21 protein-coding genes are annotated in these 24,345 nt (G+C 67.9%); 11 read left to right on the forward strand and 10 right to left on the reverse strand.

The genetic code is table 11. The annotated features are described in order from the left end of the window. Window positions 1-97: 97 nt before the first annotated feature. On the forward strand, window positions 98-292 hold the full coding sequence (locus ABEA50_RS19455; RefSeq protein WP_345496974.1) for a hypothetical protein: 195 nt from the start codon (window positions 98-100) through the stop codon (window positions 290-292). Between the two features lie 274 nt (window positions 293-566). Here ABEA50_RS19455 and ABEA50_RS19460 read toward each other — a convergent pair whose 3' ends face one another. The 3 genes from ABEA50_RS19460 to ABEA50_RS19470 all read right to left on the reverse strand — a co-directional run bounded on the left by ABEA50_RS19460 (window position 567) and on the right by ABEA50_RS19470 (window position 3,428). After that, window positions 567-893, reverse strand: coding sequence for a hypothetical protein (locus ABEA50_RS19460; protein ID WP_345496975.1), 327 nt, complete (start codon window positions 891-893; stop codon window positions 567-569). 18 nt (window positions 894-911) lie between these two features. Further along, on the reverse strand, window positions 912-2,459 hold the full coding sequence (locus ABEA50_RS19465; RefSeq protein WP_345496976.1) for a tryptophan halogenase family protein: 1,548 nt from the start codon (window positions 2,457-2,459) through the stop codon (window positions 912-914). 351 nt (window positions 2,460-2,810) lie between these two features. After that, window positions 2,811-3,428 (reverse strand): class I SAM-dependent methyltransferase, encoded by a 618-nt coding sequence (locus ABEA50_RS19470; protein ID WP_345496977.1) that lies wholly within the window; start codon window positions 3,426-3,428, stop codon window positions 2,811-2,813. 85 nt (window positions 3,429-3,513) lie between these two features. Between ABEA50_RS19470 and treZ the strand changes: the two genes are divergently transcribed. Further along, a complete protein-coding gene (treZ, locus tag ABEA50_RS19475) occupies window positions 3,514-5,247 on the forward strand; it encodes a malto-oligosyltrehalose trehalohydrolase (protein ID WP_345496978.1) in 1,734 nt (577 codons plus the stop codon). A gap of 30 nt (window positions 5,248-5,277) precedes the next feature. Here treZ and ABEA50_RS19480 read toward each other — a convergent pair whose 3' ends face one another. Beyond that, window positions 5,278-7,410: an acyltransferase family protein gene (locus ABEA50_RS19480; RefSeq protein WP_345496979.1), complete on the reverse strand. Its 2,133-nt coding sequence runs from the start codon at window positions 7,408-7,410 to the stop codon at window positions 5,278-5,280. A 357-nt stretch (window positions 7,411-7,767) separates the two neighbouring features. On the opposite strand from ABEA50_RS19480, the gene ABEA50_RS19485 reads away from it, so the two are divergent. Continuing rightward, entirely contained in the window at window positions 7,768-9,012 is a 1,245-nt protein-coding gene (locus ABEA50_RS19485; protein WP_345496980.1) for a serine hydrolase domain-containing protein, read from the forward strand. 217 nt (window positions 9,013-9,229) lie between these two features. Here ABEA50_RS19485 and ilvA read toward each other — a convergent pair whose 3' ends face one another. Next, on the reverse strand, window positions 9,230-10,585 hold the full coding sequence (gene ilvA, locus ABEA50_RS19490; protein WP_345496981.1) for a threonine ammonia-lyase IlvA: 1,356 nt from the start codon (window positions 10,583-10,585) through the stop codon (window positions 9,230-9,232). 61 nt (window positions 10,586-10,646) lie between these two features. After that, a complete protein-coding gene (locus ABEA50_RS19495; RefSeq protein WP_345496982.1) occupies window positions 10,647-11,081 on the reverse strand; it encodes a nitroreductase family deazaflavin-dependent oxidoreductase in 435 nt (144 codons plus the stop codon). A gap of 88 nt (window positions 11,082-11,169) precedes the next feature. Here ABEA50_RS19495 and ABEA50_RS19500 point away from each other — a divergent pair, with 88 nt between their 5' ends. Then, the gene (locus ABEA50_RS19500) at window positions 11,170-11,451 is read left to right on the forward strand and encodes a hypothetical protein (RefSeq protein WP_345496983.1); all 282 of its coding nucleotides are present in this window, start codon (window positions 11,170-11,172) and stop codon (window positions 11,449-11,451) included. A gap of 253 nt (window positions 11,452-11,704) precedes the next feature. After that, window positions 11,705-13,087 (forward strand): DUF2235 domain-containing protein, encoded by a 1,383-nt coding sequence (locus ABEA50_RS19505; RefSeq protein ID WP_345496984.1) that lies wholly within the window; start codon window positions 11,705-11,707, stop codon window positions 13,085-13,087. Here ABEA50_RS19505 and treY read toward each other — a convergent pair. Then, entirely contained in the window at window positions 12,980-15,406 is a 2,427-nt protein-coding gene (gene treY / locus ABEA50_RS19510; RefSeq protein ID WP_345496985.1) for a malto-oligosyltrehalose synthase, read from the reverse strand. The two genes, ABEA50_RS19505 and treY, sit on opposite strands and share 108 nt — an antisense overlap. An 11-nt stretch (window positions 15,407-15,417) precedes the next feature. Beyond that, entirely contained in the window at window positions 15,418-17,553 is a 2,136-nt protein-coding gene (gene glgX, locus ABEA50_RS19515; protein WP_345496986.1) for a glycogen debranching protein GlgX, read from the reverse strand. 152 nt (window positions 17,554-17,705) lie between these two features. Between glgX and ABEA50_RS19520 the strand changes: the two genes are divergently transcribed. Then, window positions 17,706-18,974, forward strand: a complete 1,269-nt coding sequence (locus ABEA50_RS19520) for an adenosylmethionine--8-amino-7-oxononanoate transaminase (RefSeq protein WP_345496987.1) — start codon at window positions 17,706-17,708, stop codon at window positions 18,972-18,974. On the opposite strand, the gene ABEA50_RS19525 is transcribed toward ABEA50_RS19520, so the two are convergent. After that, entirely contained in the window at window positions 18,975-19,349 is a 375-nt protein-coding gene (locus ABEA50_RS19525) for a cupin domain-containing protein (protein WP_345496988.1), read from the reverse strand. A 60-nt stretch (window positions 19,350-19,409) separates the two neighbouring features. On the opposite strand from ABEA50_RS19525, the gene ABEA50_RS19530 reads away from it, so the two are divergent. Next, complete coding sequence (locus tag ABEA50_RS19530; protein WP_345496989.1) at window positions 19,410-19,889, forward strand: MarR family winged helix-turn-helix transcriptional regulator; 480 nt, start codon at window positions 19,410-19,412, stop codon at window positions 19,887-19,889. 183 nt (window positions 19,890-20,072) lie between these two features. On the opposite strand, the gene ABEA50_RS19535 is transcribed toward ABEA50_RS19530, so the two are convergent. Then, window positions 20,073-20,258, reverse strand: a complete 186-nt coding sequence (locus tag ABEA50_RS19535) for a hypothetical protein (RefSeq protein ID WP_345496990.1) — start codon at window positions 20,256-20,258, stop codon at window positions 20,073-20,075. 255 nt (window positions 20,259-20,513) lie between these two features. On the opposite strand from ABEA50_RS19535, the gene ABEA50_RS19540 reads away from it, so the two are divergent. From ABEA50_RS19540 to ABEA50_RS19555, 4 genes are all read left to right on the forward strand, one after another. Further along, the gene (locus ABEA50_RS19540) at window positions 20,514-21,668 is read left to right on the forward strand and encodes an 8-amino-7-oxononanoate synthase (RefSeq protein WP_345496991.1); all 1,155 of its coding nucleotides are present in this window, start codon (window positions 20,514-20,516) and stop codon (window positions 21,666-21,668) included. Next, on the forward strand, window positions 21,665-22,414 hold the full coding sequence (bioD, locus tag ABEA50_RS19545; RefSeq protein WP_345496992.1) for a dethiobiotin synthase: 750 nt from the start codon (window positions 21,665-21,667) through the stop codon (window positions 22,412-22,414). The genes ABEA50_RS19540 and bioD overlap by 4 nt, the downstream gene beginning before the upstream one ends. A 9-nt stretch (window positions 22,415-22,423) precedes the next feature. Then, window positions 22,424-22,891 (forward strand): SRPBCC family protein, encoded by a 468-nt coding sequence (locus ABEA50_RS19550; protein WP_345496993.1) that lies wholly within the window; start codon window positions 22,424-22,426, stop codon window positions 22,889-22,891. Between the two features lie 143 nt (window positions 22,892-23,034). Then, on the forward strand, window positions 23,035-24,222 hold the full coding sequence (locus tag ABEA50_RS19555) for an alpha/beta hydrolase (RefSeq protein ID WP_345496994.1): 1,188 nt from the start codon (window positions 23,035-23,037) through the stop codon (window positions 24,220-24,222). Window positions 24,223-24,345: the final 123 nt, after the last annotated feature.

The following is a 24,345-nucleotide window of genomic DNA, read 5'->3' on the forward strand; positions in this document are numbered from 1 at the left end:
GCCAACCAGCTGCACTTCGTGAATCTGCTCATCGATGTCGTGGTCGAGAACGGCCTGGTAGAAGTCGGCGCACTGTGGAAACCGTACGTTCCGTGCCGTGGCACCCACCGGCCCGGAAGCCCTGTTCACCCACGATGAGGTGGAAGCCATGGTGGCGGTATTGAAAGCCTTGCGCACCACTGCCGTCCAGGCGGACTTGTCGGATCGCGTCGTGACTCGAGCGAGGCCGTCAGCCGGGCCGATGACAGAAGGTGACAACGCCACGGCCGCAGCAGGATACGAATATTCCTGACTCCGGACCGGTGCTGTGGCGGAGCGAACGGTCGCCGTGGTGCTGGTGGCCGTGAATTCGGGAGGGCGAACAACAATGGTCAATTGTCTCCCGTCGGACGACAGCCGCGTCCGTTCCTTCCGGCACCCGGGCGGTCACGCCGGGCACTGCACTCCTGTTGAACGCCGACCTCGCCGAGTCGTCTTGTTCGGGAGCCGCCGGTTCGGACATCCTGGCCGTGCGCGATACCGAGTGCTGTTTTCCACAGTCCTACTCGGTGCGCGGCATGGACGTGTCAGTGCTCCAGGTACAGGCGTTCGCAGGGCAGGCGGGGGAGTCCGTTGGTGTCGTCCGGGGTGATGATCGCGTCGTCGAGGTAGTGGCGTGCGTGGTGGTCGAGGACGAATTCTCTTGCGGCAGACTCACATGCCGCGTAGTCGAAGGGTGTTCCGTGGATATCGACATGCAGACGCACGTCGGTTTCGTCGGGACGCGGTGACTTGGTGCCAGGGATCATGAGCTCGCCCATCGGACGTCTTGTCGACAAGTTGTCGTTCACTCGTGTGCCGTGCGGCGGCAGCGGGTCGTCGAGGAAGGCGCCGATGCGGATCGTCGACGCCATGGCGGGGATCGGCCTCGGTTATGCGCGCCGCAGTTGGGCGAGGTACTCGTAGTGCGTGGGAAGGGTTTTGACGAGGTCGCGCGCTGTGGTGCGGATCGCGGCGAATTCCTTTCGGGCTGCTGCCTGATCGCTGAGGCTCAACGCGGGGGAGACGGGCACCCCGATCGAGCCCGCGCCGAGCAGGATGCACATGTACGAGGACGGTGTGAGGCCGTGGTAGTACGGGAAGATGTTCTCCGTGTCGGGCAACTGCGCCTGCCAGCACTCGATCCGTTCGGCCAGCGCGTCGGGGATCGCCCGCGTCTTGGTGTCCTTCCAGTACTGCGTGTCCTTGCGTCCCGCGGCACGGTAGTGCACGACGAGGAACTCGCGGACGCCGTCGATCGCGTGATTGACCGCCGAGTTGTAGCGCTTGCGCATGCCGGGATGCCAGTCCTCGGCGGGAAAATGCTTGACCAACTGCTCGACGGCGTGGTGGATGAGAAAGATCCCGGTCGACTCCAGTGGTTCGAGGAAACCACTGGACGGTCCGATCGCGACACAGTTGTGCCGCCACGATGATTCGCTGCGGCCGATCCGCATTCGGATGTGCTCGGCCTCGACATCGGCGGCCTCCTGGCCGACGAACTCGCGCAGCGTGCGCTGCGCCTCGTCCGGCGTGCAGTAGTCCTCGGCGTAGACGTATCCGGCGTCGAGGCGTCCGAACAGCGGGATCTTCCAGATCCAGCCGGCCTGCTGTGTGGTCACGGTGGTGCACGCGGGGATGTCGGACTTTTCCATGTCCAGCGGTACCCGCAACGTCACGGCGCTGTCGTTGGGCAGTGTGTCCTGATAGGACACGAACGGGACCTCGAGCGCTTCGTTCAGCAGCGAACCCCGGAATCCTGTGCAGTCGATGTACAACTCGCCGCGCAGTTCACCGTGTTCCTCGGTGAGCACGCGGTCGATCCAGCCGCGCTCATCGAGCCGGACGTCGGTCACCTCGTCGATGATGTGCCGGACGCCGCGTTCGACGGAATACGTGGTCAGGTAAGCGGCGAGCAGCGCGGTATCGACGTGGTAGGCGTACGGGAACCGCGTCGCGGCCGGGTGCTCGGACATCGTCGGCCCGAGGGATTCCGTGGAAGCCGCGACGACACCTGTGTGCATCAACGACCCATCCAGGTGACGAGGGCTGCGCCCGGCATCGCAGAGCGAGGCCGTCACGAAGCAGTCCTTGTCGAAGCGGTCGGTCGGTCCGTCGTGTAGCCACCAGTCCGCCAGCGCGAACCCGTCGACGGAGCGCATCGGTTCGAACGGGTGGTAGAAGGAGGTGCCCGGCCGTCGCCAGTCCTGAAACCGCACTGCCAGTTTGTAAGTGGCATTGCACGCGGGCATCCAATCCGCTTCCTTCACGCCGAGGAACTCGAAGAAGTGGCGGATGTCGCCGCGGGTGCCCTCCCCGGCGCCGACCGCGCCGGACTCCACGAGGGTGATCGAGATCTGGTCGGCGAACGCGGCTTTCAAGTATGCGGCGGTCATCCACCCCGCGGTCCCGCCTCCGACGATGACGACATTGTTGATCATGAGGTACTCCCGGTTCGGTGCACGGCCACTGCTCGACGCTGCCGCCAATGTATGTAACATACCGCTGAAACATGGCACATACAATGAATGTCGCGGTTCGATTCGCGGTCGCCGACCGCATCGAGGTCGTGAATTACTGGCGCACCGGGGACAACTGGCGATCGTTCGAAGCACCTGTACCGAATCGGAAAGCTCCGCGACGACTCGTGCGCGCGACACTGATCATGGCCAGCGCTGACAGCGGCGACGGTCCAGAACGTGCCGCGCCGGCGGAGTGTTGGCCAAGGACCGCCCCGACGGGATCGGCTGGCGGCCGCCTCGGGGGGCCAGCACAGCGAAACCCCGGTGGCGCTACGCCGCGATCGCGGTGCCGAGCGACAAGGCGGCGAAGGTTCGGGGAGCCTGGTCGGCGTAGAAGGTGTCGAGCTCGGGCAGCTGCCACCCCGCCGCGGTGAGCAGGCCGGGAATGTCGCGATCGAGGTGGCAGCCGCCGCACAGGCGCTTCTGGAGGGGGTTCAGTCGATGCTGCCAACGTCGCACCTGCGCGTCGGGGGCGAGGCCGTGCTCGACGAAGTGCAGTGTCCCACCGGGCACCAGGACGCGGCGCAGCTGGGCGAGCGCGGTGGCGATATCGGGGATGGTGCACATGGTCCAGGTCGACAAGGCGGTGTCGAAACTGTTGTCGGGGAAGGGGAGTGACTGTCCGTCGAGTCCCGCGCGTTCGATCGGCACCTTCGCGGCGGCGCGACGGTCGGCGGCCAGTCGCCAGCCGAGGTCGGCCGGTTCCACCGCGCTCACGGTCGCCACCGTCTCGGGGTAGAACGGCACGTTGAGTCCGGAACCGAAGCCGATCTCGACCACCCGTCCGTGCAATCCGGCGCACGTGCGCTCGCGCAGCGGGTCGTTCGCCCGCAACCCGCAGGAACGGTCGACGATGCGCGGGACGATCCTGTCGGCGTAGAAACCCATCCCACCAGCTTCCTCATGATCGACCGACGGCGCCAGATCTCTCGCGTGGGCGGCGAGCGGCCCGCACGCGTGCGATGCTGACGCGGTGACGTTGTTCGAGGTGTGGGCGCCGCGACCGGCGCGAGTGCGGCTGGATGTCGCCGGGGATATTCATTCGATGCGGCGATCGACGGACGGGTGGTGGCGCGTCGAACTACCGGATATCGGCGCGAACGATGAGGTGCGCTACGGGTATCTGCTCGACGACGACCCGACGGTGTTGCCCGACCCGCGATCGCCGCGACAACCCGACGGCGTGCACGCGCGCTCGGCGCGCTACACCGTCGACGCGACGCGCTGGACCGACGAGCGCTGGACCGGACGCCCGCTGGCCGGAGCGGTGTTCTACGAGCTGCACATCGGGACCTTCACCCCCGAAGGTAGTTTCGACGCCGCGATCGAGCGCCTGGATCACCTGGTCGACCTCGGCGTCACCGTGGTGGAACTGATGCCGGTCAACGCCTTCGACGGCACCCACAACTGGGGGTACGACGGTGTGCTCTGGTACGCGGTGCACGAACCCTACGGTGGACCAGATGGCCTGCAACGTTTCGTAAATGCCTGCCACGCAAGAGGATTGGCCGTGGCGCTCGATGTCGTCTACAACCATCTCGGGCCCTCTGGCAACTATCTGCCGCGTTTCGCGCCCTACCTGAGCGCCGACGCCAACACCTGGGGCCACGGCCTCAACCTCGACGGACCGTACTCGGATCCGGTGCGCGCCTTCGTCATCGAGAACGCGCTGCGCTGGTTGCGTGATTTCCACCTCGACGCGTTGCGGCTGGACGCGGTGCACGCTCTCGTCGACCACACCGCCACCCACCTGCTGGCCGAGCTCGCCGCGGAGGTGGAACGATTGGCCACCGCGGTGCGCAGGCCGCTGACGTTGATCGCGGAAAGCGACCGCAACGACCCCATCGTGATCGCGCCGCGTGCGGCGGGCGGTTACGGTCTGCACGGTCAGTGGAACGACGACATGCATCACGCCGTGCACACCGCGGTATCCGGCGAAAGGCAGGGCTACTACTCGGATTTCGGCTCGCTGCGGGCATTGGAGCACACCCTCACACACGGATTCTTCCATGCGGGAACCTATTCCAGCTTTCGTCGCCGCACCCACGGGCGCCCGCTGGACACCACGGTCACGCCCGCGTCGGCGCTGTTGGCATACACCTGCGACCACGATCAGATCGGCAACCGTGCGCTCGGCGACCGACCCAGCGCCTACCTGACCGACGGCCAGTTGGCGATCAAGGCGGCGCTGGTGCTGTGCTCGCCGTACACGCCGATGCTGTTCATGGGGGAGGAGTGGGGCGCGCGCACGCCGTTCCAGTTCTTCACCTCGCACACCGATCCCGAGGTCGCCGCCGCCACGGCGCACGGACGCGTCGCGGAGTTCGCCGAGCACGGCTGGCCGGGCGTCGAGGTGCCCGACCCGCAGGACCCGGCGACCTTCCACCGCTCGATCCTGGACTGGGACGAACTCGAGCAGCCACGGCACCTGCGACTGCTTTCGTGCTACCGCCGACTGCTCGCGTTGCGCCGCAGTCGATCCGAGCTGTCGGACCCGTGGCTCGCGCACGTCTCGGTCGACTACGACGAGGTCGAACGGTGGATCGTCGTGCGCCGCGGTGCGCTTCGGTTGCTGTGCAATCTGTCCGAGGACGAGGTGAAGGTGCCGATTACCGGTGTGAGCCTGCTGTTTTGGGAAGCGCCGACCGAGGGCCCCTCCGCGACGACGATGCCGGGCCACTCGTTCGCGGTGCTCGAGGATCGGTGAGTATCGGGTCGCTGGACAACCGCCGCGGCGTTACCACCAGTCGAGCAACGGGCGTAGTTGGCGGCCGAGCGCGCCCGCCAGTGAGCGGGAGTAGCTGGCGCTGAAATGGTGTTCGTCGTGGTAGACGAGAATGTTGCCCGCCTCGACCGGGCAGATCTGCGGCTCGCAGACGGCATCGGTGAGGTCGATCGGGAACACGTTCGGGAACTGCGCGGCCGGTTCGAGCCCGGGGTCGACGGCGTCGAGGGCATCCAGGCGCGCGATACCGCAGCTGAGCCGGTCTCCGCCCGCGGTGAGGCAGTCCGAGGCCTTGTAGGGGACTCCGCCGTCGCGGCGCAACCACGGGGTGTCGCGGACCGCGACCACGTTCAGGCCGCGGTCGGCCAACGCCGCCCAGACATTGAGGTAGTCGGGGGGTGTTTCGTCACCGATCTCCAGGCGCGGGTGCGTGCCGGTCGTGAACACCCAGTCCGGGCGTTCGACGCCGAGGCGATCGATCACGTCGTGGGACCAGTCGCGGCAATCGGGAAAGGGCTCGCCGTTGTAGCTGGCGTCCTCGGTGAGGGTGAGCGGGCAGCCCATCTTCAGATAGACCTGGATGCGGAAGGGGTGCCGCTCGGACAATGCCTGCATGGCGGGCAGCCAGTGCTCGACGTGTGAGCTGCCCGCCATGGCGAGCGTGCGGTCCGCGTCCGGGTCCCCGTAGGTGCAGGTGACGACGTCGCGGGTGTTCCAGTCGGCGATACAGCCGTCCAGGGTGGGCGGCGGCAGATCGCCCCCCGCTTCGAGAACGCTCGGTCGCATCCGCGCCTGCGGCGCGTGCACCGATGCCGCCAGCGTCTCCGCGCCTGGATACCGAGCGGGGTCGAGGAGCCCGACCGGCCCGGACGCCGCCGCGACGACCACCTGCCAGGCCACGACAACCGTGGCCACCGCCGCCGCGACCGTGGCCACCGCCGCGCCCGCTATACGACGGTAGATCGATGATCTCGCGGCCGAGACGGTGGCGGGTCGGGTACGCAGCCGCAGCGGTTCCTCGACCCAGCGGTGGGTGGCCCACGCGAGCGCGACCGAGACCGCGATGACGGCAAGACCGCCGCGCCAGCCGATCTGGGGTTCGTCGCGTTCGGCGAGGAAGAAGATCAGGATCGGCCAGTGCCACAGGTACAGCGGGTAGGCGATGTCGCCCAGCCAGCGCGCGGCGCGCATGGCCAGCACGCGGTTGGGCCACGGTCGTGCCGCCGCCGCGAGGTTGTTGCCGGACAGGATCATGGCCGCCGCCGCGGCGACCGGAAGCAGCGCGGCAGGACCGGGAAATCGGTTGGCGCCATCCATGATCAACCATCCGCACCCGACGACTCCGGCGAGCCCGAGCCATGCGAGCACGTGACGTACCGCTCGTGGCGCGGACAGATACTTCGCGCCGAGCACCAGCGCGGCACCGACCAACAATTCCCACGCTCGCGCGAAGCTGTCGTAATAGTTCCAGCCCTGATGCGTCGCCGTCCCGTGTGTGGCATGCGCGAACGACGCGACCGCCGCCACGAGGACGAGGATGGTCAGGACGGTGGGTAGTCGGGCCAGACGTCCGGATCGGCGACACAGCCATGTCACGGCAGCCACCACGAGCAACGCGGCGAGATAGTACTGACCCTGGACCGACATCGACCACAGGTGTTGCAGCGGACTGACCGAGGGGTCGGCGGCCAGATAATCCGACCACGTCGTCGCCAGATGCCAGTTCTGGTAATAGAACAACGACGCCATGATCTGGGTGGACAGATCCGCCCACTGGGTATAGGGACGCAGCACCACGCCCGCGACGACGATCGCGGCGAGCACGACGATCATCGCGGGCAGCAGGCGCCGTGCGGTGCGACGCACCGTGAACCAGATGGCGACCGAACCCGTCTTCTCGGCGCGACGCAGCAGCAACCCGGTGAAGAAGAACCCGGACAGGACGAGGAAGACGTCCACCCCGCCCGAGACCCGACCGAGCCAGATGTGGAATAACACCACCAGCGCGATCGCGACTCCCCGCAATCCGTCCAGGTCGGCGCGATACGACGGATGCGCCGATGGGGCGATCGCTGCCGTCGCAGCCGTCGTCTCGGCCCGCGCGTCGTCGGACGGCAGTGTCTGGTTGGTTGTCTCGCCACTCACCGCGCGGGTCCATCCCCATCGACGCCGCATGCCGAGAGCGACGTACGGGAGCTGGGGATGAGAAGACCTGACCGCGACACGTCCAACCTTGTACCACGCACGTGAAAGCCGGGTCCACTTCGCGCAAACTCCTGGTATCCCTGTCGACCGGTCGTTACGCGGCGCGGTCGTGGGCTCGGACTCGGCAGAGCTTTGCCGGCACGCGCCGAAGGATTCCGCCGCCACAGACCGGCGTCGTCGAGCCGTGGCCTTCGCTGCGGGTGGTGCCTGTCGGACTCGCGCTGCGGCATGGAACTTCAGGTAACCGTGCGGAACAGAAACATTGCCCGGTCTGATCGGCGCGGTTACCGTGGAGTAATGAGCACCGTTGCTTCCGGGGAGCTGGCGGCTCTCCCCGACGGGGTGGGTGGCAGCGCTACCGCGGAATTCGCATCATTGGCACGCGTTTTCGCGAGGACCTTCGGGCACCGCGGTACGGGCGGTGCGGGATTGACCATCCACCGGCACGGAATGCCGCTGGTCGACATCTGGACCGGCTCGACGGGCACCGAAGTGTGGCGGCGTGACACCGGTTCGATCGTCTTCTCCGCCACCAAGGGCATCACCGCTACGGTGATCCATCGCCTCGCCGATCGTGGACTGCTCGACTACTCCGCACCGGTCGCCGAGTACTGGCCGGAGTTCGCCGCAGCCGGCAAGGGCTCGATCACCGTGCGGCAGTTGATGACTCACCGTGCGGGACTGTCCGCACTCGGGCCACTGGTGCGCGCACCCGAAGAGCTGCTCGACGCTCGACTCATGCAAGAGCGGCTCGCCGCGGCGAAACCCGATCGCCTGCTGGGCCATCCGGCGTATCACGCGCTCACCTTCGGCTGGTTGATGGCGGGTTTGGCGCGCGCGGTCACCGGCCGTGACCTGCCCGAGTTGTTCCGCACCGAGGTGGCCGAGCCGCTGGGCATCGACGGCCTGCACCTCGGCGCCCCGCCACCGGAGTCTTCGACGGTGTTCGCGCCGTTGGTCGGCTCGGCGCTGCGGCAACTCGGAAACCCGATCAGCGCACAGCTGTTCGGGCGCGGGCACGCGGTGCCGGGCGCACTCGGCGCGGCGGTGCGTTGCCTGTTCGTTCCCGGCGTCGAGACGATTCTGGCCGGTGATCATCCGCCGATCCTCGCCGCGCAGATGGGTGCGGCGAGTGGCGTGTGCACGGCACCTGCGCTGGCCACGTTGTACAGCGCGCTCGCGGGCGACGGTAAGGTCGACGGCCGCGAGTATCTGCGACCACGCACCCTCGCCGCACTGCGCAAGGTAGAGACCTACCGTCTCGATCACGCGCTGTTCTACCTGCCCATGCTCTGGCACCTTGGTTACCACTCGTTACCGGTGCCCGGTGGTCGTGCCGGGTTCGGGCATATCGGACTCGGTGGGTCGTTCGGGTGGGCGGAGCCGCGCCTCGGACTCTCCGTCGGTTTCGTGCACAACCGATTGTCGGCGGGACAGCTCGGTTTCGACCAGACCCTCGCGTTCTGGTTGTTGCCGATGATCATGAACTGTCTACGCGGAGCGCGAGCCACCGACGTGGCGCGGCCTGCCGAGGCGGCCTGAACGGTCGCGGTCCCGAAAGGGCGGTACCGCGACCGTTCAGCCTGAATGTGTTGCGCCGCCGTCGATTCACACTCGAGTCGACCCGTCGACCATGACTCGCGTGCGACATCGGTGAGCGAGCCGCCCGTGCCCGAGCGCGGCGGCCGGTGGTCGACCCATGGACAGCCCCTGCGATTCGCGCCGTGACCACGTGACACGGGACCGTTCGAAGATGCGATTACGTCAGATATCGGTAGGCGGGTGACCCCGGCTCCAACTGCTCGCACTGGATCGGGGAAGTCGCCATTCGCGCCAACAGCGACCCCAGCGCGTCGGGCGCACCCAGTTCGATGCCGACCAGCGCCGCGCCGGTCTCCCGGTTGTTGCGCTTGACGTACTCGAACATGGTGACGTCGTCGTCGGGGCCGAGTACTTCGTCGAGGAAGCGGCGCAGCGCACCCGGCTCTTGCGGGAAGTCCACCAGGAAGTAGTGCTTCATCCCGCGATGCACCAGCGAGCGTTCGATGATCTCGCCGTAGCGCGACACGTCGTTGTTTCCGCCGGAGACCAGCAACACCACGGTCGAGCCCGGCGGCACCCCCACCTCGACCAGTGCGGCCGCCGCGAGCGCGCCCGCGGGTTCGGCGATGATGCCCTCGTTCTGATAGAGCTCGAGCATGGCCGTGCAGACCGCGCCCTCGTCCACCTGCATCATCCGGAAATCGCCTGTGCCGCCCTCGGATTCGGTGCTGATGAGCAGCGGCAACGAGCCGTGCGAGACGACCCGTCCACCGAACGAGGACACCGCGGCGAACGGCACATCGCCGATCCTGCGCACCGCGGCACCGTCGACGAAGGGGTCGACGCCGGGCAGCGTGACGGGCGCGCCCGCGACCAGCGCCGCAGTCATCGAGGCGGCGCCCGAGGGCTCGACGCCGAGGATCGCCGTGCGCGGCGAGCGCTCCCGCAGATAGGTACCGATACCGGCGAGACAACCGCCGCCGCCGACCGGCACCACCATGAGGTCGGGGGAGCCGCCGAGTTGTTCCAGGATTTCGGCGGCGATGGTGCCTTGACCGGCGACGGTGCGCGCATCGTCGAACGGAGGAACGATCGTCGCGCCGGTGCGCTCGACGTCGGCCGCGGCCGCCGCGGCCGCCGCATCGTAGGTCTCGCCGTCGGCGATCAACTCCACGAACTCGCCGCCGTGCGCCCTGATGCGGTCGCGCTTCTGCTTCGGGGTGGTGGCGGGTACGTAGATGCGGCCGTTGATGCCCATGCTGCGGCAGGCGAAGGCCACGCCCTGTGCGTGATTGCCCGCGCTCGCGGCCACGACGCCCGCCGCGCGTTCGGCCGCGGTGAGCTGGGTGACCAGGTTGTACGCGCCGCGCAGCTTGTAGGAACGCACCGCGGTGAGGTCCTCGCGCTTGAGGTAGACCTCCGCGCCGGTCAGGGTGGAGAGGCGTTCACTGCGCTGCAACGGGGTCGGCTCGATAATGTCGGAAATTCGCTTGGCGGCGGCATCGATCTCGGCCGCGTCGAGCGCGGGCCGGGAAGCGGATGGTGCGTCGAAGACATCAAGCGGATCGGACACCCCAGTTATCCAACCACCCGCCGCGCCGCGCGGACGCGGCGGGTGGTCGCCGGTGTGACGACTACCTCGGGGAGAGGACGAAGACAGGGATCTGCCGATCGGTTTTGGTTTGGTATTTGGCGTAGTCCGGCCACACCGCGACCGCACGCTCCCACCACTGCGCCTTCTCTTCGCCGAAGACCTCGCGCGCGGTGTAATCCGCGAGTTCGGTGCCGTCGCGCAGCTCGACGTGCGGTTCGGCCTTGATGTTGTGGTACCAGACCGGGTGTTTGGGTGCGCCACCCAGCGAGGCGACCACCGCGTACTCGCCGTTGTGCTCGACGCGCATGAGCGGAGTCTTGCGTAGCTTGCCGGTCTTGGCTCCCTTGGTGGTGAGCAGGATGATCGGCACGCCCTTGAGCGAGGCGTATTCGGTGCCGCCGGAGGCTTCGTATGCCTCGGCCTGTTCGCGGGACCAGTCGGAGGGACTGGGTTCGTACTCACCTGTCAGTGGCATACCTTCAGCAACGAACCGGAACCCGGCCGTTGTTCCCGGAAAGAAAGTTTCGGTGGACCAAACTTCCTCCTGCGACTACCCTGAATAGATGGCCGTCGTTCATCCCTCCGTCACCGACTCCTCGGGTGTGCGCGGGTCGTCGCGTGCGCACTCGATCGCGATCGCGGGCAGCGCGTGGCCGATGTTCAAGCTGGAGGCGCTGGTCGCGGGGATCGTCGTGTGCGCGGTACTCGGCTTGGTGACCGGGTCGGCCCAGGCGGCGGTACTCGTCGGCGCCACGGTGGCGATGGTGCGCTGGGTGCTCGGTAGGGCGCGGGCCCGAGTCGGCACTGCCCCGAGTGCGCGCGAGGTTCGGTCCGCCGCGCACTGAGCCAGCTGGCCCGTCGGTCCGCGAAAAGCGCTCGGCGCTGCGTGATTTCCCATTACCGTGTCGAATTGGCCTGCGGTAAGCGCGAATACTTCGGCGATTTGCCCATTCTTCGCCCCCGCGTTGGTGGGGTGGCACCGGTGGTCTGCTCGCAATTGAAGCAGCCGCCTTTCATTAACATTCCCGTGCGCGCGGCGATGATTCGAGTAGTCGAGTACTCGGGTTTCGACGGTGAATCCCACGGGAGGATGGGTCCATGAAACGCTTGGTGGTGTGCTGCGACGGCACATGGAAGGCCGAATCGAGCAGCGCCGTATCGAATATCATCAAGATCGCGCAAACCATCACGCCGCAGGCGACAGGGCCCGACGGTGCGGTGATCCACCAGTGGGTCAACTACGTGTCGGGGCCCGGCGCACGGGGGTTTCTCGCGGATCGGTTGATGGGCGGCGCGTTCGGCCTGGGGTTGGACGCGAACCTGTCCTCGGCGTATTGGCACCTGTCGCTGAATTGGGAACCCGGCGACGAAATCTATATCTTCGGATTCAGCCGCGGCGCATTCACCGCGCGCAGTCTGGCCGGACTCATCGCACGCATCGGCATCATGACCCCCGAGGCGATGATCGACGGAAAATACCCGGACGCCATGCGAATTCACCATCAGAAACCGCCCGCCGACGGGTCGACGCCGCCGGAATGGGTGGAGTTTCGTAGCCAGCACTGCCGGTACCCCGCGAAAATCGATTTCCTCGGTGTCTTCGACACAGTGGGCGCCCTCGGCGTTCCCGGACTGAGTTCGCTGCGCTACCGCTTCCACGACGTGAAACTCGGCTCCAATGTGTACTGCGCGCGTCAGGCGCTGGCCATCGATGAGCGTCGCCGCAACTTCGAACCCTGCCTGTGGCAGGTGCCGGTGGAACCGAACATCAAGTACCGCAGGGGATTCGACCGGGTCAAGCAGGTGTGGTTCGAGGGCGTGCACAGCGATATCGGTGGCGGTTACGCGGAATGCGGGCTCGCCGACATCACCCTGCACTGGATGGTCCGCGAGGCGGAATCGGTGGGCCTGTCCTTCGACAGGCAACGACTGGCGTGGTTGCGCGACAACTGCGCCGACGCGGGCGCCGACCACCTGCGCTGCCACGGGTCGCTCGGACCCGCCTATCGCGCCCTGAATCTGTTGCGCACGTTGCGCTCTCCGCGCAGCGAACGGTTCTATCTGGATTCCTGGCGGCGCCTGGAGGCCCCGAAGGACCGTGCGGTGCGGCTGGCTTCCTCGGTCCGCCACGGTAATCGGTATCGGCCCGACAACTTGGGCCGGTGGCGTACCGAACTCGGCGGCGGATTCCCCGAGGACATCATCGAGCCGGTCACCTCGACGAGCGTGCTCGACGAGGAACGCGGCGACGATCCCGTCGGGCTCGACGTGGTTGCCGACGTGGGCGTGCGCCGCGGCACAGCGACGGTCGAGCGGATCGGTGAACGCCGCGGCGACCGCGAGCGCAGGGCCGAGCGTCGATCGCCGACGCGCTCACCGCACCAGCAGCGCGACCGGCAGCCGGTCGAACAACGCCGCGAGCCGGATTCGACCACGCCACGACCGCCCGGTGAGTCGATCGGTCCACTCGCCATCGGGTAGCTCGATCGTCGTGTCACCCCACTCGGTTTCGGCGAGTCCGACACTGTGCCGGGTGACCGCGACGATCACCTCCGCTTGCTCACCCACCCGGCCGCGCGCATACGACACCAGCCGGTCGGCCTGTGTCCCCTCGGCGAACACCGGCAGATAGCTCCCGCCGACAAAGCACTCCGGTCGTTCCCTGCGCAGCCACAGCGCGTAGGCGACCACCCACATCTTCGCCGCACCGGTGGTGTCCAAAGCCGGTGTGCCGGTCAGCGATTGCAGTTGGCCCGCACGGGTGGCGAAATCGACAGGACGCCGATTGTCCGGGTCGACCAGCGAGTCCTCCCACAGCTCGCACCCCTGATAGATGTCGGGGATGCCGGGCCCGCACAGCTGAAGCAGCTTCTGCGCCAACGAATCCGACCAGGCGTGCGGGGCCAACTCGTGCACGAGATCACCCAGTTCGGAGCCGACGGGGCCGTCGATCACGGCGTCGAGCCAGGCGTGCACCGCCGACTCGAACTCGGCGCCCGGCTCCTCCCAGGACGACTTCGTGCCCGCCTCCCGAATCGCCTTCTCCGCGAACAGGTGCAGCCGGTCGCGCAGGCCGGGGACCGACGCGGCCGGACGCCCGTCGGCGGGCCACACCCCGAACATGTTCTGCAGCAAGAACAAGGTGGTCGCGCCGTCCGGTCCCGGCGTGCTCTCCTGCCAGGTCTCGACATGCTTGGCCCACGTGCTCGCCGCCTGCGAGAGCACGCCGATCCGCGCGCGCACGTCCTCGCCGCGTTTGGTGTCGTGGGTGGACAGGGTGGTCAGCGTCGCGGGCCAGCGTTGCGCGCGTTCGCTGTTGGCCAGATGGAACTCGTTGACCGAGTGGCCGAATCGTGCCGGATTGCCGCCGACCTCCTGCAACGACACCAGCCGTGCGGCGCGATAGAACATGGTGTCCTCGACCGCCTTCGCGGTCACCGCGCCGCAGACCTGGGCGAAGCGCACCGCGGCCGCGGCGTCCGCGGCCAGCGCGGTCACCAGGACCGCCAGCGGCGCGGTCAGCTCGCTGTTGCGCTTTTCCACCTCGGCGATCACGCCGGCGGTCATTCCGGCCAGCGGCGTGTAGTCGCCGCGGTAGACCGGCATGAAGGCGAGCACCTCGATGGTCGCGTTGGTCAACGCCAGCGTGTCGAAGCTCTCGGCGCGCGCGTCCTGCTTGATCGCGGCCACCAGCCGGCGCAACTCGGGTGCCAGGATGCTCTCCGCCACCGCGCGTTTGATCCGGTGCTCGGTCTCGCCGATCCAGGCGCGGTCGCTGCCGTGCCCGGCGATACGACGCGACAGATCCGTGAGCGTCTGCTCACCTTCGGGGTCGATCAGCACATTGCCGTAATCGGCCAGCGCCTCGTAACCGGTGGTCCCGTCGATCGGGAGGGTCGCGTCCAGCGGTTCCCGGTCGGCGAGAATCTTCTCCACCACCAACAGTCGCTTCGGTCCGATCAGTTGGCGCAGCCGAGTGAGATAGTCGGCGGGACAGGTCAATCCGTCGGGGTGATCGACCCGAACACCGTCGATCAGGTCGTGTTCACACCACGCCGCGAGTTCGCGGTGGGTGACCTCGAAGACCTCGGGGTCTTCCTGCCGGATCGCCGCGAGATCACTGATGGCGAAGAAACGACGGTAGGTGCACAACCCGGATTTCCAGCTCACCAGGCGGTAGTGCTGCTTGTCGTGGATGCGCAGCGCGTTATCACCCTCGGTGCCCGGTGCGATGGGGAACCGCAGCTCACGCAGGGCGAGCATGGGTTCGGCGCCGGTGCGGTCGACGGTGAGTGCCGCGGGGTCGTTCTCGTTGCGCAAGACCGGAAGCGCCAGGCGCCCGCCCGCGCCGTTGGACTTGCTCCAGTCGATATCGAAGTAGCGGCTGAACGCCGAGTCCTTCCCATGGCGCAGCACATCCCACCACCACGGATTCTGCTGCGGGTCGGCCACTGCCACGTGGTTGGGCACCAGATCGATGATCAAGCCCATGCCACGATTGCGCACCTGGTCCGACAACGCCTTGAGTCCGGTCGGTCCGCCGAGGCCGGGCGCGACGGTGCCGGGGTCGATCACGTCGTAGCCGTGCGTCGAGCCGCGTGCCGCGGTGAGGACGGGTGAGAGATACAGGTGCGAAATACCCAGCTGCTGGAGGTATTCCGCGATGGTGGTGGCGTCGGCGAAGGTCAACATGTCGGGTCGCAGCTGAAGCCGGTAGGTGCTGCGGATCGGGGTATCCCGGCGCCCGCGTCGCAGCGGGAGAGGATCGGTTCGGGGCTCGGTGGAATCGCGCGCGGTCATAGATCTTTCGGTCATACGGTGCTGCGGGGTGCGGAGGAAAGGACGAGCAGGCTGCGTGCTTCGACGGCGACCGTGGTCGCCGCCGGATACGTGGCCTCGCGCCGTCCGGTGGGCGCCGAGCTGTCCAGCGCCACCGACCATTCTGTGCCGTACTCGGTGCTCGGCACGGCGAAATCGATGGCTTCGTGGTGGGCGTTGAAACACAACAGGAACGAGTCGTCGGTGACCGGCTCGCCGCGGGGGCCCGGTTCGGCGATGGCGTCGCCGTTGAGATAGACCGTCAGCGATTTGCCGAAACCGCTGTCCCAGTCCGCTTCCGCCATCTCCGCGCCGCCGGGGGTGAACCAGGCGATATCGCGGGCGGCGTTGTCCTGTGCGCGGATCGGCCCGCCTTCGAGGAAGCGGCGGCGGCGAAAGATCGGGTGCGCGGTGCGCAGCGCGATGACGGTGCGGGTGAACGCGAGCAGGTCGGCGTTCTTGTGTGCCAGCGACCAATCCATCCAGGACACGGGGGAGTCCTGGCAGTAGACGTTGTTGTTGCCGCGCTGGGTGCGGCCGAACTCGTCGCCGTGCGCGAGCATCGGCACCCCCTGGCTCAGCAGCAGGGTGGCCAGTAGGTTGCGGCTCTGCCGGTCGCGCAGGGCAAGGATTTCGGCGTCGTCGGTGGGGCCTTCGACGCCGCAGTTCCACGACCGGTTCCAGTTCTCGCCGTCCTGGTTGTCCTCGCCGTTGTCCTGATTGTGTTTGTCGTTGTAGGACACCAGGTCACGCAGGGTGAAGCCGTCGTGCGCGGTGACGAAGTTGATGCTCGCGCTCGGCCTGCGACCGGTGGCCTCGTAGAGATCGGACGATCCGGTGAGCCGGGAAGCGAATTCGCCGAGCGTCGCGGGCTCGCCGCGCCAGTAGTCGCGCACGGTGTCGCGGAACTTGCCGTTCCACTCGGTCCACAGGCCGGGAAAGCTGCCGACCTGGTAGCCGCCCTCGCCGACATCCCACGGTTCGGCGATCAGCTTCACCTGACTGACCACCGGATCCTGTTGCACCAGATCGAAGAACGTCGAGAGGCGGTCGACGTCGTGCAGCTCGCGGGCCAGTGTCGCGGCGAGGTCGAAGCGGAATCCGTCGACGTGCATGTCCACCACCCAGTAGCGCAGCGAATCCATGATCAGTTGCAGGGTGTGTGGGTGGCGCACGTTCAGGCTGTTGCCGGTGCCGGTGTAATCCATGTAGTGCGTGGGGTCCTCGTCGACCAGCCGGTAGTAGGCGGCGTTGTCGATGCCGCGCAGGCCGAGGGTTGGTCCGAGGTGATTGCCCTCGGCGGTGTGGTTGTAGACGACATCGAGGATCACCTCGATGCCTTCGGCGTGCAGCGCGCGCACCATGGCCTTGAACTCGGTCACCGCGGCGCCCGCGCGGCCCGCGGCGGCGTATTCGTGATGCGGTGCGAGGTAGCCGACGCTGTTGTAGCCCCAGTAGTTGCGCAAACCCTGGTCGAGCAGGATGCGGTCGTGCAGGAACTGGTGCACCGGCATGAGTTCGATCGCGGTGATGCCGAGACTCTTCAGGTGCCCGATCACCGCGGGGTGCGCGATACCGGAGTAGGTGCCGCGCAGTTCCTCCGGCACGTCGGGATGGGTGGCGGTCATGCCTTTGACGTGCGCCTCGTAGATCACCGTCTCGTGGTAGGGGCGGTTCGGTGCGCGGTCGGCGGCCCAGTCGAAGAACGGGTTGATCACCACGCCGGTCATGGTGTGGCCGAGCGAGTCGAGGCCGTGGGTGTAGAGCGACGGGTCGTTGTCGAAGTCGCCCTCGAAGGCCTTGCCGTAGGGGTCGAGCAGTAGTTTGCTCGGGTCGCAGCGCTGGCCCCGGCCCGGATCGTAGGGGCCGTTTATCCGGAATCCGTAGCGCTGGCCCGGTTCGATCGAGGGCAGGTAGGCGTGCCAGACGTAGCCGTCGACCTCGTCGAGGGTGATCCTGGTTTCCGCGCCGTCCTCGGCGATCAGGCACAGCTGCACCGAATCGGCCACTTCGGAGAACACCGAGAAGTTCGTGCCGGCACCGTCGTAGGTGGCGCCGAGCGGATAGGCGGTCCCCGGCCAGACACCCAGCGGTGCCTGGCCGCCGGTGGTGTGGTCGGGCTTGGCCATGCAACGACAGTAGCGTCGGGCCGGTCAGGTGGTCGCGGGGCGGGGGACCGCCCACAGGTGGAGGTGGCGGCGGTGGTGTGGTCGACGCTGGTAACTTGAACGGCGTTCAAGTCCGTGCGCGGACGCCCCGATTCGATCGCCGAGGACCCGCGTTGGCACTCACCCAAGGCCAGATCACCGCCATCGACGCCGAGCACGTGTGGCACCCCTACGGCGGATTTCCCGCGACCACCGAATCGCTGGTCGTGGCAAGCGCTTCCGGCGTTCGCCTGACGCTGGCCGACGGGCGTGAACTCGTCGACGGCATGAGCTCGTGGTGGGCGGCCATCCACGGGTACCGGCATCCGGCGCTGGACGCCGCACTGGTCGAGCAGGCGCGACGGATGAGCCATGTGATGTTCGGCGGGCTCACCCACGAACCGGCGGCACGACTGTGTGAACTGCTCGTCGAGCTGACACCCTCCGGGTTGGACAAGGTGTTTCTCTGCGACTCCGGCTCGGTGTCGGTAGAGGTCGCCACCAAGATGTGCCTGCAGTATTGGCGCGCGCTCGGCCGACCCGAGAAGCGTCGGCTGCTCACCTGGCGCGGCGGATATCACGGCGACACCTTCACCCCGATGAGCGTGTGCGACCCCGACGGCGGTATGCACGCGCTGTGGACCGATGTGCTCGCCGAGCAACTGTTCGTGCCAGCGCCGCCGCGCGACTACCTGGCCGACTACGTGGCCGAACTGGAACACGCGATCGCGACGCACGCCGACGAACTCGCCGCGGTGATCGTGGAACCGGTGGTCCAGGGCGCGGGCGGGATGCGCTGGCACGATCCGCGCTACCTCGGCGATCTGCGCAGGCTGTGCGACGAACACGGTGTGCTGTTGATCTTCGACGAGATCGCCACCGGATTCGGCCGCACCGGAACGCTTTTCGCCGCCGAACCGGCCGGGGTAGGACCGGACGTGCTGTGCGTCGGCAAGGCGCTCACCGGCGGCTATCTCACCTTGGCCGCCGCACTGTGCACCGCGACGATCGCCGAGACGATCAGCGCGGGGCACGGTGGGTTGATGCACGGGCCCACGTTCATGGGCAACCCGCTGGCGTGCGCGGTCGGCGTGGCGTCGCTCGAATTGCTGCTGTCGCGGGATTGGCGCGGCGAGGTCGGCCGGATCGGCGCCGAGCTCACCGACGGGTTGGCCTCGGTCGGTGCGCTACCCGGCGTGGTGGAGGCGCGGGTGCTCGGCGCGATCGGCGTCGTCGAACTCGACCACCCGGTCGACATGTCGCTGGCCACCGCCGCGGCCACCGAGGCGGGTGCCTGGCTGCGCCCCTTCCGCAATCTGATCTACACGATGCCGCCGTTCATCAGTACCAGTGAAGACATCGCCGTGATCACCCGCGCGATGCGTGCCGCCGCGTCGGTGTGATCACACGATCCATGGCGGTGTGACGGCGTCGCCGGAGGTCGGGGTGCTCGCCTTCGCGTGCGGGCTGCCCGCGACGATGGCGGTGAATCCTTCGGTGCCGCCGTGAATCTGCCGCGTGCGCTCGGCGGGCAGGACCACGGTATCGCCTGCCGCGGCGACGAGATCGGTGCCGTCGAGTTCGATACGCAGGTGGCCGCCGAGGACGGTCCAGATCTGGTCGGCGTCGATCGCGTGGACGGGACCTGTGGCGTGCGCGGCTACTTCGACGTGCCAGACCGAGATCGGCGCGCCACCCTGGCTGGGGGAGGCCAGTGTGGTCATGACCCCGCCGGGGGTTTCGGTGCGGCGTGCTTCGGTGTGTCGGATGACGGTCATGTGGGAGCGCTCCTAAGATAGACAACAACGTTGTCTAAATAGTCAATGAGGTTGTCTACTATGTCAAGTGATTCCGGCGGCTACGAGCTGCCGCTGCGCATGTTGCTCGGGTTTCGCGTGGTCATCGACGAGGTGCACGCGGAACTGGCCGCGCACGGGCACCCCGAATTGCGGCCCCTGCACGGATTCGTCTTCCAGGTCATCGGTCGCGCGGGGGGCGGGGGGTGTGGCGCCGCCGATCTCGGCCGCGCGCTGGGGGTTTCGAAACAGGCCGCGGGTAAGCACATCGAAACGCTGGAGCGGTGGGGATATCTGCGGCGCGGTCACGACCCGGAGGACGGCCGTCGCAAGGTCTACACGCTGACCGAGCGTGCCGACGACGTGCTGACCCGCTCGGCACGGGCCTTCGACCGTATCCACGCGCGCTGGGCTGAGGTGCTCGGCCGCGATCGGCTGACGGCACTGGAGCACGACTTGCGCGCGGTGACTCCGGCGGAGGTGTTCCGCTTCGATATGCCGAATTGGTTCGGCGGTCAGTGATTCGGCGGATCAGTGACGTCGGCGGCGCGGTGATTTTTCGGCGCGTTGGCTCTGCGGTCGGCCGACAGGCGCTCGGTTCCGATCGTCACCACGACCTAGCGGGGGTGCATCGGCGAACTCGACACCGGGCAACCGTGGGAAGACCCAGGAAACCGACTTCCGGTGATTCGCGACGCGAGGAACTCAGCCCGGCCCTGGGCGGTCGCTGTCGGACAGTATCTCCCACACGCGGAACACGCAGTGGAAATCGTCGGACCAGCCGCGAACGATCAGCAGATAGGTATCGCCGTCGCGCAACAGGATGCGGCGGCCCCGGATTTTCGGGTACTCGGGGGTGAACGTCGGTAGGAGCGCGGCCAACTTGGTCATGGCCTGTTCGCGACTACCCACCACCTCTGCGAGAACACGGGGTGACCAGCGCTTGCTTTCGCTCGAACCGGTTGTTTCCTCTACGACTATCGCCCACCGCGGCATGCTGCCGACTTCCTCCCCGGAGATGCCCAGCCACCGCACGCACGATGACGCCCACCAAAGATGCCCACACGGTAGCAGCTGGGATCGACATTGTGTTTCGGACGCAGCGGCCGCTATATCTTGAACGGTGTTCAAGTATGCTGCTGGGCTGTGACTACCGATCCACTGATCTGGTTGGACGAGCGCGCCGCCGACCGCGAGCTGTCCGGATTGCGTCGTCGGCTCAGGCCGCGCGACCCGCACCCCCCGACCATCGACCTCGCCTCCAACGACTACCTCGGCCTGGTGCGCCACCCCGAGGTGGTCGAGGCCGCGGTGGCGGCCCTCCGCCGTTGGGGCGCTGGCGCGACCGGATCGCGGCTGGTCACCGGGACCACGGCCGAGCATGAACTGCTGGAGCGTGAACTCGCCGAATTCGTGGGCGCCGAAGCGGGATTGGTATTCGCCTCCGGTTACGCGGCCAACCTGGGTGTGGTCACGGCATTGGCCGGGCGCGGGTCGCTGGTGGTCTCCGACGCGGGCAGCCACGCCTCACTGGTCGACGCGTGCAGACTCTCGCGCGCACGGGTCGCGATTACCGCGCACCGCGACGTGGACGCCGTGGCGCGCGCGCTGGCCACGCGCACCGAGGAACGCGCGCTCGTGCTCACCGACTCGGTGTTCAGCGCCGACGGTGATCTGGCACCGCTGGCCGCGCTGCACCGGGTCGCCAGGCACCACGGTGCGGTACTCGTCGTCGACGAGGCGCACGGGCTCGGCGTGCGTGGCGCGGGCGGTCGCGGGCTCGTGCACGAAACCGGGCTCGCCGGCGCGCCGGACGTGGTGATCACGGCGACGCTGTCCAAGTCGCTCGCCACGCAGGGCGGTGCGGTGCTGGCGGGTGCGCGGGTGCGCGCGCACCTGATCGACGCGGCGCGCACCTTCATCTTCGATACCGGCCTCGCGCCCGCCGCCGTCGGTGCCGCGCGGGCGGCCCTGCGGGTACTGCGTCGCGAACCCGAACGTGCGGACCGGGTGCTCGCGCGCGCGGCCGACCTCGCGCGGATCGCCGACGTGCCGGTGCCGGAATCGGCGGTGGTCCCGGTGATTCTCGGCGATGCGCGAGTGTCCTACGAGGCCGCGCTGGAGTGCCGCGCGCGGGGCGTGGAGGTCGGTTGCTTCCGCCCGCCCTCGGTGCCCGAGGGGACCTCTCGGCTACGGCTCACCGCGCGTGCCGATCTGAGCGTCGACGATCTGGCCGTGATCGGCCAGGTACTCACCGAGGTACTGGCGCGAGCACGCGGTCGCGAGACGGTCTCGGCATGAGCGTCTTGCTGGTTACGGGCACCTCGACCGATGTGGGCAAGACGGTGGTCACCGCGGCGCTGGCCGCGCTGGCCGCGCGCGCGGGGGCATCGGTGGCGGTGTGCAAGCCGGGGCAGACCGGGGTGGCGCCGGGTGAGCCGGGCGACCTCGCGGAGGTCGAACGGCTCAGCGGTGTGCGGCGCACCGTCGAACTGGCGCGCTACCCCGACCCGCTCGCGCCCGACACCGCCGCCCGACGTGCCGGACTGCCGGAACTCACCCTCGCCGATACCGTCGCCGCGGTCGACCTGCTCGGCGACGCCGATCTCACCCTGGTCGAAGGGGCGGGCGGAGTGCTGGTTCGGCTCGGCGATTTCACCCTGCTCGACCTCGCGCGCGAGCTGCGTGCCGAGGTGCTCGTGGTGGCCTCGGCCGAACTCGGAACCCTCAATCACACCGAATTGACCACGCGCGCACTGCGATCAGAAGGCGTACGATGCGCGGGCCTGGTGATCGGCTCGTGGCCGTCGAGCCCGAGCCTTGCCGCCGAATGCAATCGGGTCGACCTGCCGCGCGTCACCGGTGTCGACCTCGTCGGGTCGATTCCCGAACGCAGCGGCGCCCTCGACCGCGCCGCGTTCACGGCGGCCGCGCCCGAGTGGTTCGTCCCGTCCTGGTCGCCGATCCGTGCATCGATCGGTTCGGCGACGTCGTCCGATGGGCGAAGTGCGCGAAACGAGACCCGCGGCGAGGTCGTGTCGGCCTAGGCTCGCCGCATGGCCGTGACTCGCGTCGATCGGCACATCCGGGCGCCGCGCGCGACGGTGTACCGGTTGCTGCTGGACCCGATCGCTGTCGCGCAGTGGATGGTGCCCACCGGAATGACCAGTGTGGTGCACGAATTCGAGGCTCGGGCGGGCGGTGGCTTCCGCATCTCGCTCACCTACGACGCGCCGACCGAGGCCGGGAAGACCACCGCGCGCACCGACACCTCGCACGGGCACTTCGCGCGGCTGGTGCCCGATCAGCTGGTGGTGCAGGTCGTCGAGTTCGAGACCGCCGACCCCGCTCTCGCCGGCCAGCAAACAATCACCTACACCCTCGAGGACGCCGATGGCGGCACGCTGCTGCGCGGGGTGCACGAGGATCTCCCCGACGGCGTGCCTCCCGAAGACAACGAACTCGGATGGCGCATCTCACTCGATCAGCTGGCAAACTTGGCCGAGGTCGGTCGGATCGAGTGACCAATACCCGGCCGGGGCGCCGGTTCGGTGTCTTCTCACGGCCTCTGGATGTGAGTCAGCCGCTGGGGTTTTCGGACCTATCGCCGATCTGGTTACTTTTCAGCGAATGACACTCGATGTCGCTGTTGCCTACAGTGGAGGCAATGGCGCCGATGGATTATCGGCACCCGTCCACAGTGTCGGATTGGGACGATGCGCGACGCAGGGCTCGGCTGCGCGAGACGCGGTTCGGTCAGGGCTGGCGGACGCTGCACCGCACCAGGAAGGCTGTGCTCCGGGTCGCCGTACTACTGCTGGCCGGACTTGTGCTGTTCGGCCAGTACTGGCGCCATGACATCCTGCCCGAGCAGGCCAGGCTCGCGCGGACCGAACCGGCCATCCTGCCGGTCGCCCCGCCCGTCGCACCGGCGGATTGGGACACCGTCGTCGTCGACATGGTCGGTCTCGGCGGGCTCGATGCCAGCGACACCGCGGCGGCGTTGCCTTCGCTGCGCCGGATGGGTGTGGTGTGGGCGATTCGCTACGACAATCAAGGTATCGACACCAAGGTGATCGCGGACCTCATCATTCGTGCCGCCGAGCTGTCGGGACTGCGAAACGTGGTGCTGGTCGGGCACAGTATGGGCGGGGTGATCGCGCTGGAGGTCGCCAAACACATTCACCTGCACAGTGATCGGCGACTGGTGGGCGTGGTACTCGACTGCACCCCGGTAGACCTGAACGCCGTGCGATCGGAGAGCCGAAGCCGCGGCGAGGAGATGCTGCGGTGGGCAGGATGGTTGCCCGGCGCGCGCGAGAGCCGCACACTGCGGGCACTCGTGGAAACCTACGCCAGGCGCGACCAGTTCGTCGACAAGAGCGAACCCCTGCCGGGCGTCCGCTTCGACGCGCTGCGCAAGACAGTGCAGCAGGTACTGCGGGAGAAGATCTTCTCCCGCGACGCCGCGAGCAACGGCCTGATCGAGGCGCAGTTCACCGCGATCGTGGCGGGTGGTGCGGTCGGTGACCTGCGCGCGCTCGCCGAGGGAGTCGACGGAAAGCCGCGCCCCGCCATCGTTTTCGTGCGACCACACGACGCCGCACGCGACCGTGTTGTCGACGACGTGTACTCGCATCGTGTGTTGATCGAGCAGTCCGGCGGGATCGAGGGCACCCTGTCGGTGGTGCTGTCGCGGCATACCGAGCACGCCAATCCGCTGCAACGTCCGCAGGCCTACAACACGATTATCGGCCAACAGGTGGTGCCGTTCATCCAGCAGTTCCAAAAGCAGGTGCGTGCCACCGGCACCGCGGCGGCACCGCAGGCCCCCTCGGTGCGTGCGCCGAGGTGAGCGGGTTGGCCTCACGCTGACACAAAGGGTGGTCGCGACGCCACGGGCTTGCTTCACTGTCGGGTGTCCACCGCTGTCGCGAACAGCTCCGCCACCACGGCGATTCGGCACCGGCCGCGTCGA

The sequence above is a fragment of the Nocardia callitridis genome, from assembly GCF_039543305.1.
Lineage (GTDB): Bacteria > Actinomycetota > Actinomycetes > Mycobacteriales > Mycobacteriaceae > Nocardia > Nocardia callitridis.

Coding starts and splice junctions, on each gene's coding strand:
- ABEA50_RS19535 (WP_345496990.1), bottom strand. CDS start 20,258: ATGACCAAGTTGGCCGCGCTCCTACCGACGTTCACCCCCGAGTACCCG.
- ABEA50_RS19530 (WP_345496989.1), top strand. CDS start 19,410: ATGTCAAGTGATTCCGGCGGCTACGAGCTGCCGCTGCGCATGTTGCTC.
- ABEA50_RS19495 (WP_345496982.1), bottom strand. CDS start 11,081: ATGCCACTGACAGGTGAGTACGAACCCAGTCCCTCCGACTGGTCCCGC.
- ABEA50_RS19470 (WP_345496977.1), bottom strand. CDS start 3,428: ATGGGTTTCTACGCCGACAGGATCGTCCCGCGCATCGTCGACCGTTCC.
- glgX (WP_345496986.1), bottom strand. CDS start 17,553: ATGGCCAAGCCCGACCACACCACCGGCGGCCAGGCACCGCTGGGTGTC.
- ABEA50_RS19505 (WP_345496984.1), top strand. CDS start 11,705: ATGAAACGCTTGGTGGTGTGCTGCGACGGCACATGGAAGGCCGAATCG.
- ABEA50_RS19555 (WP_345496994.1), top strand. CDS start 23,035: ATGGCGCCGATGGATTATCGGCACCCGTCCACAGTGTCGGATTGGGAC.
- ABEA50_RS19525 (WP_345496988.1), bottom strand. CDS start 19,349: ATGACCGTCATCCGACACACCGAAGCACGCCGCACCGAAACCCCCGGC.
- ABEA50_RS19500 (WP_345496983.1), top strand. CDS start 11,170: ATGGCCGTCGTTCATCCCTCCGTCACCGACTCCTCGGGTGTGCGCGGG.
- bioD (WP_345496992.1), top strand. CDS start 21,665: ATGAGCGTCTTGCTGGTTACGGGCACCTCGACCGATGTGGGCAAGACG.
- ABEA50_RS19465 (WP_345496976.1), bottom strand. CDS start 2,459: ATGATCAACAATGTCGTCATCGTCGGAGGCGGGACCGCGGGGTGGATG.
- treY (WP_345496985.1), bottom strand. CDS start 15,406: ATGACCGCGCGCGATTCCACCGAGCCCCGAACCGATCCTCTCCCGCTG.
- ABEA50_RS19550 (WP_345496993.1), top strand. CDS start 22,424: ATGGCCGTGACTCGCGTCGATCGGCACATCCGGGCGCCGCGCGCGACG.
- ABEA50_RS19485 (WP_345496980.1), top strand. CDS start 7,768: ATGAGCACCGTTGCTTCCGGGGAGCTGGCGGCTCTCCCCGACGGGGTG.
- ABEA50_RS19460 (WP_345496975.1), bottom strand. CDS start 893: ATGGCGTCGACGATCCGCATCGGCGCCTTCCTCGACGACCCGCTGCCG.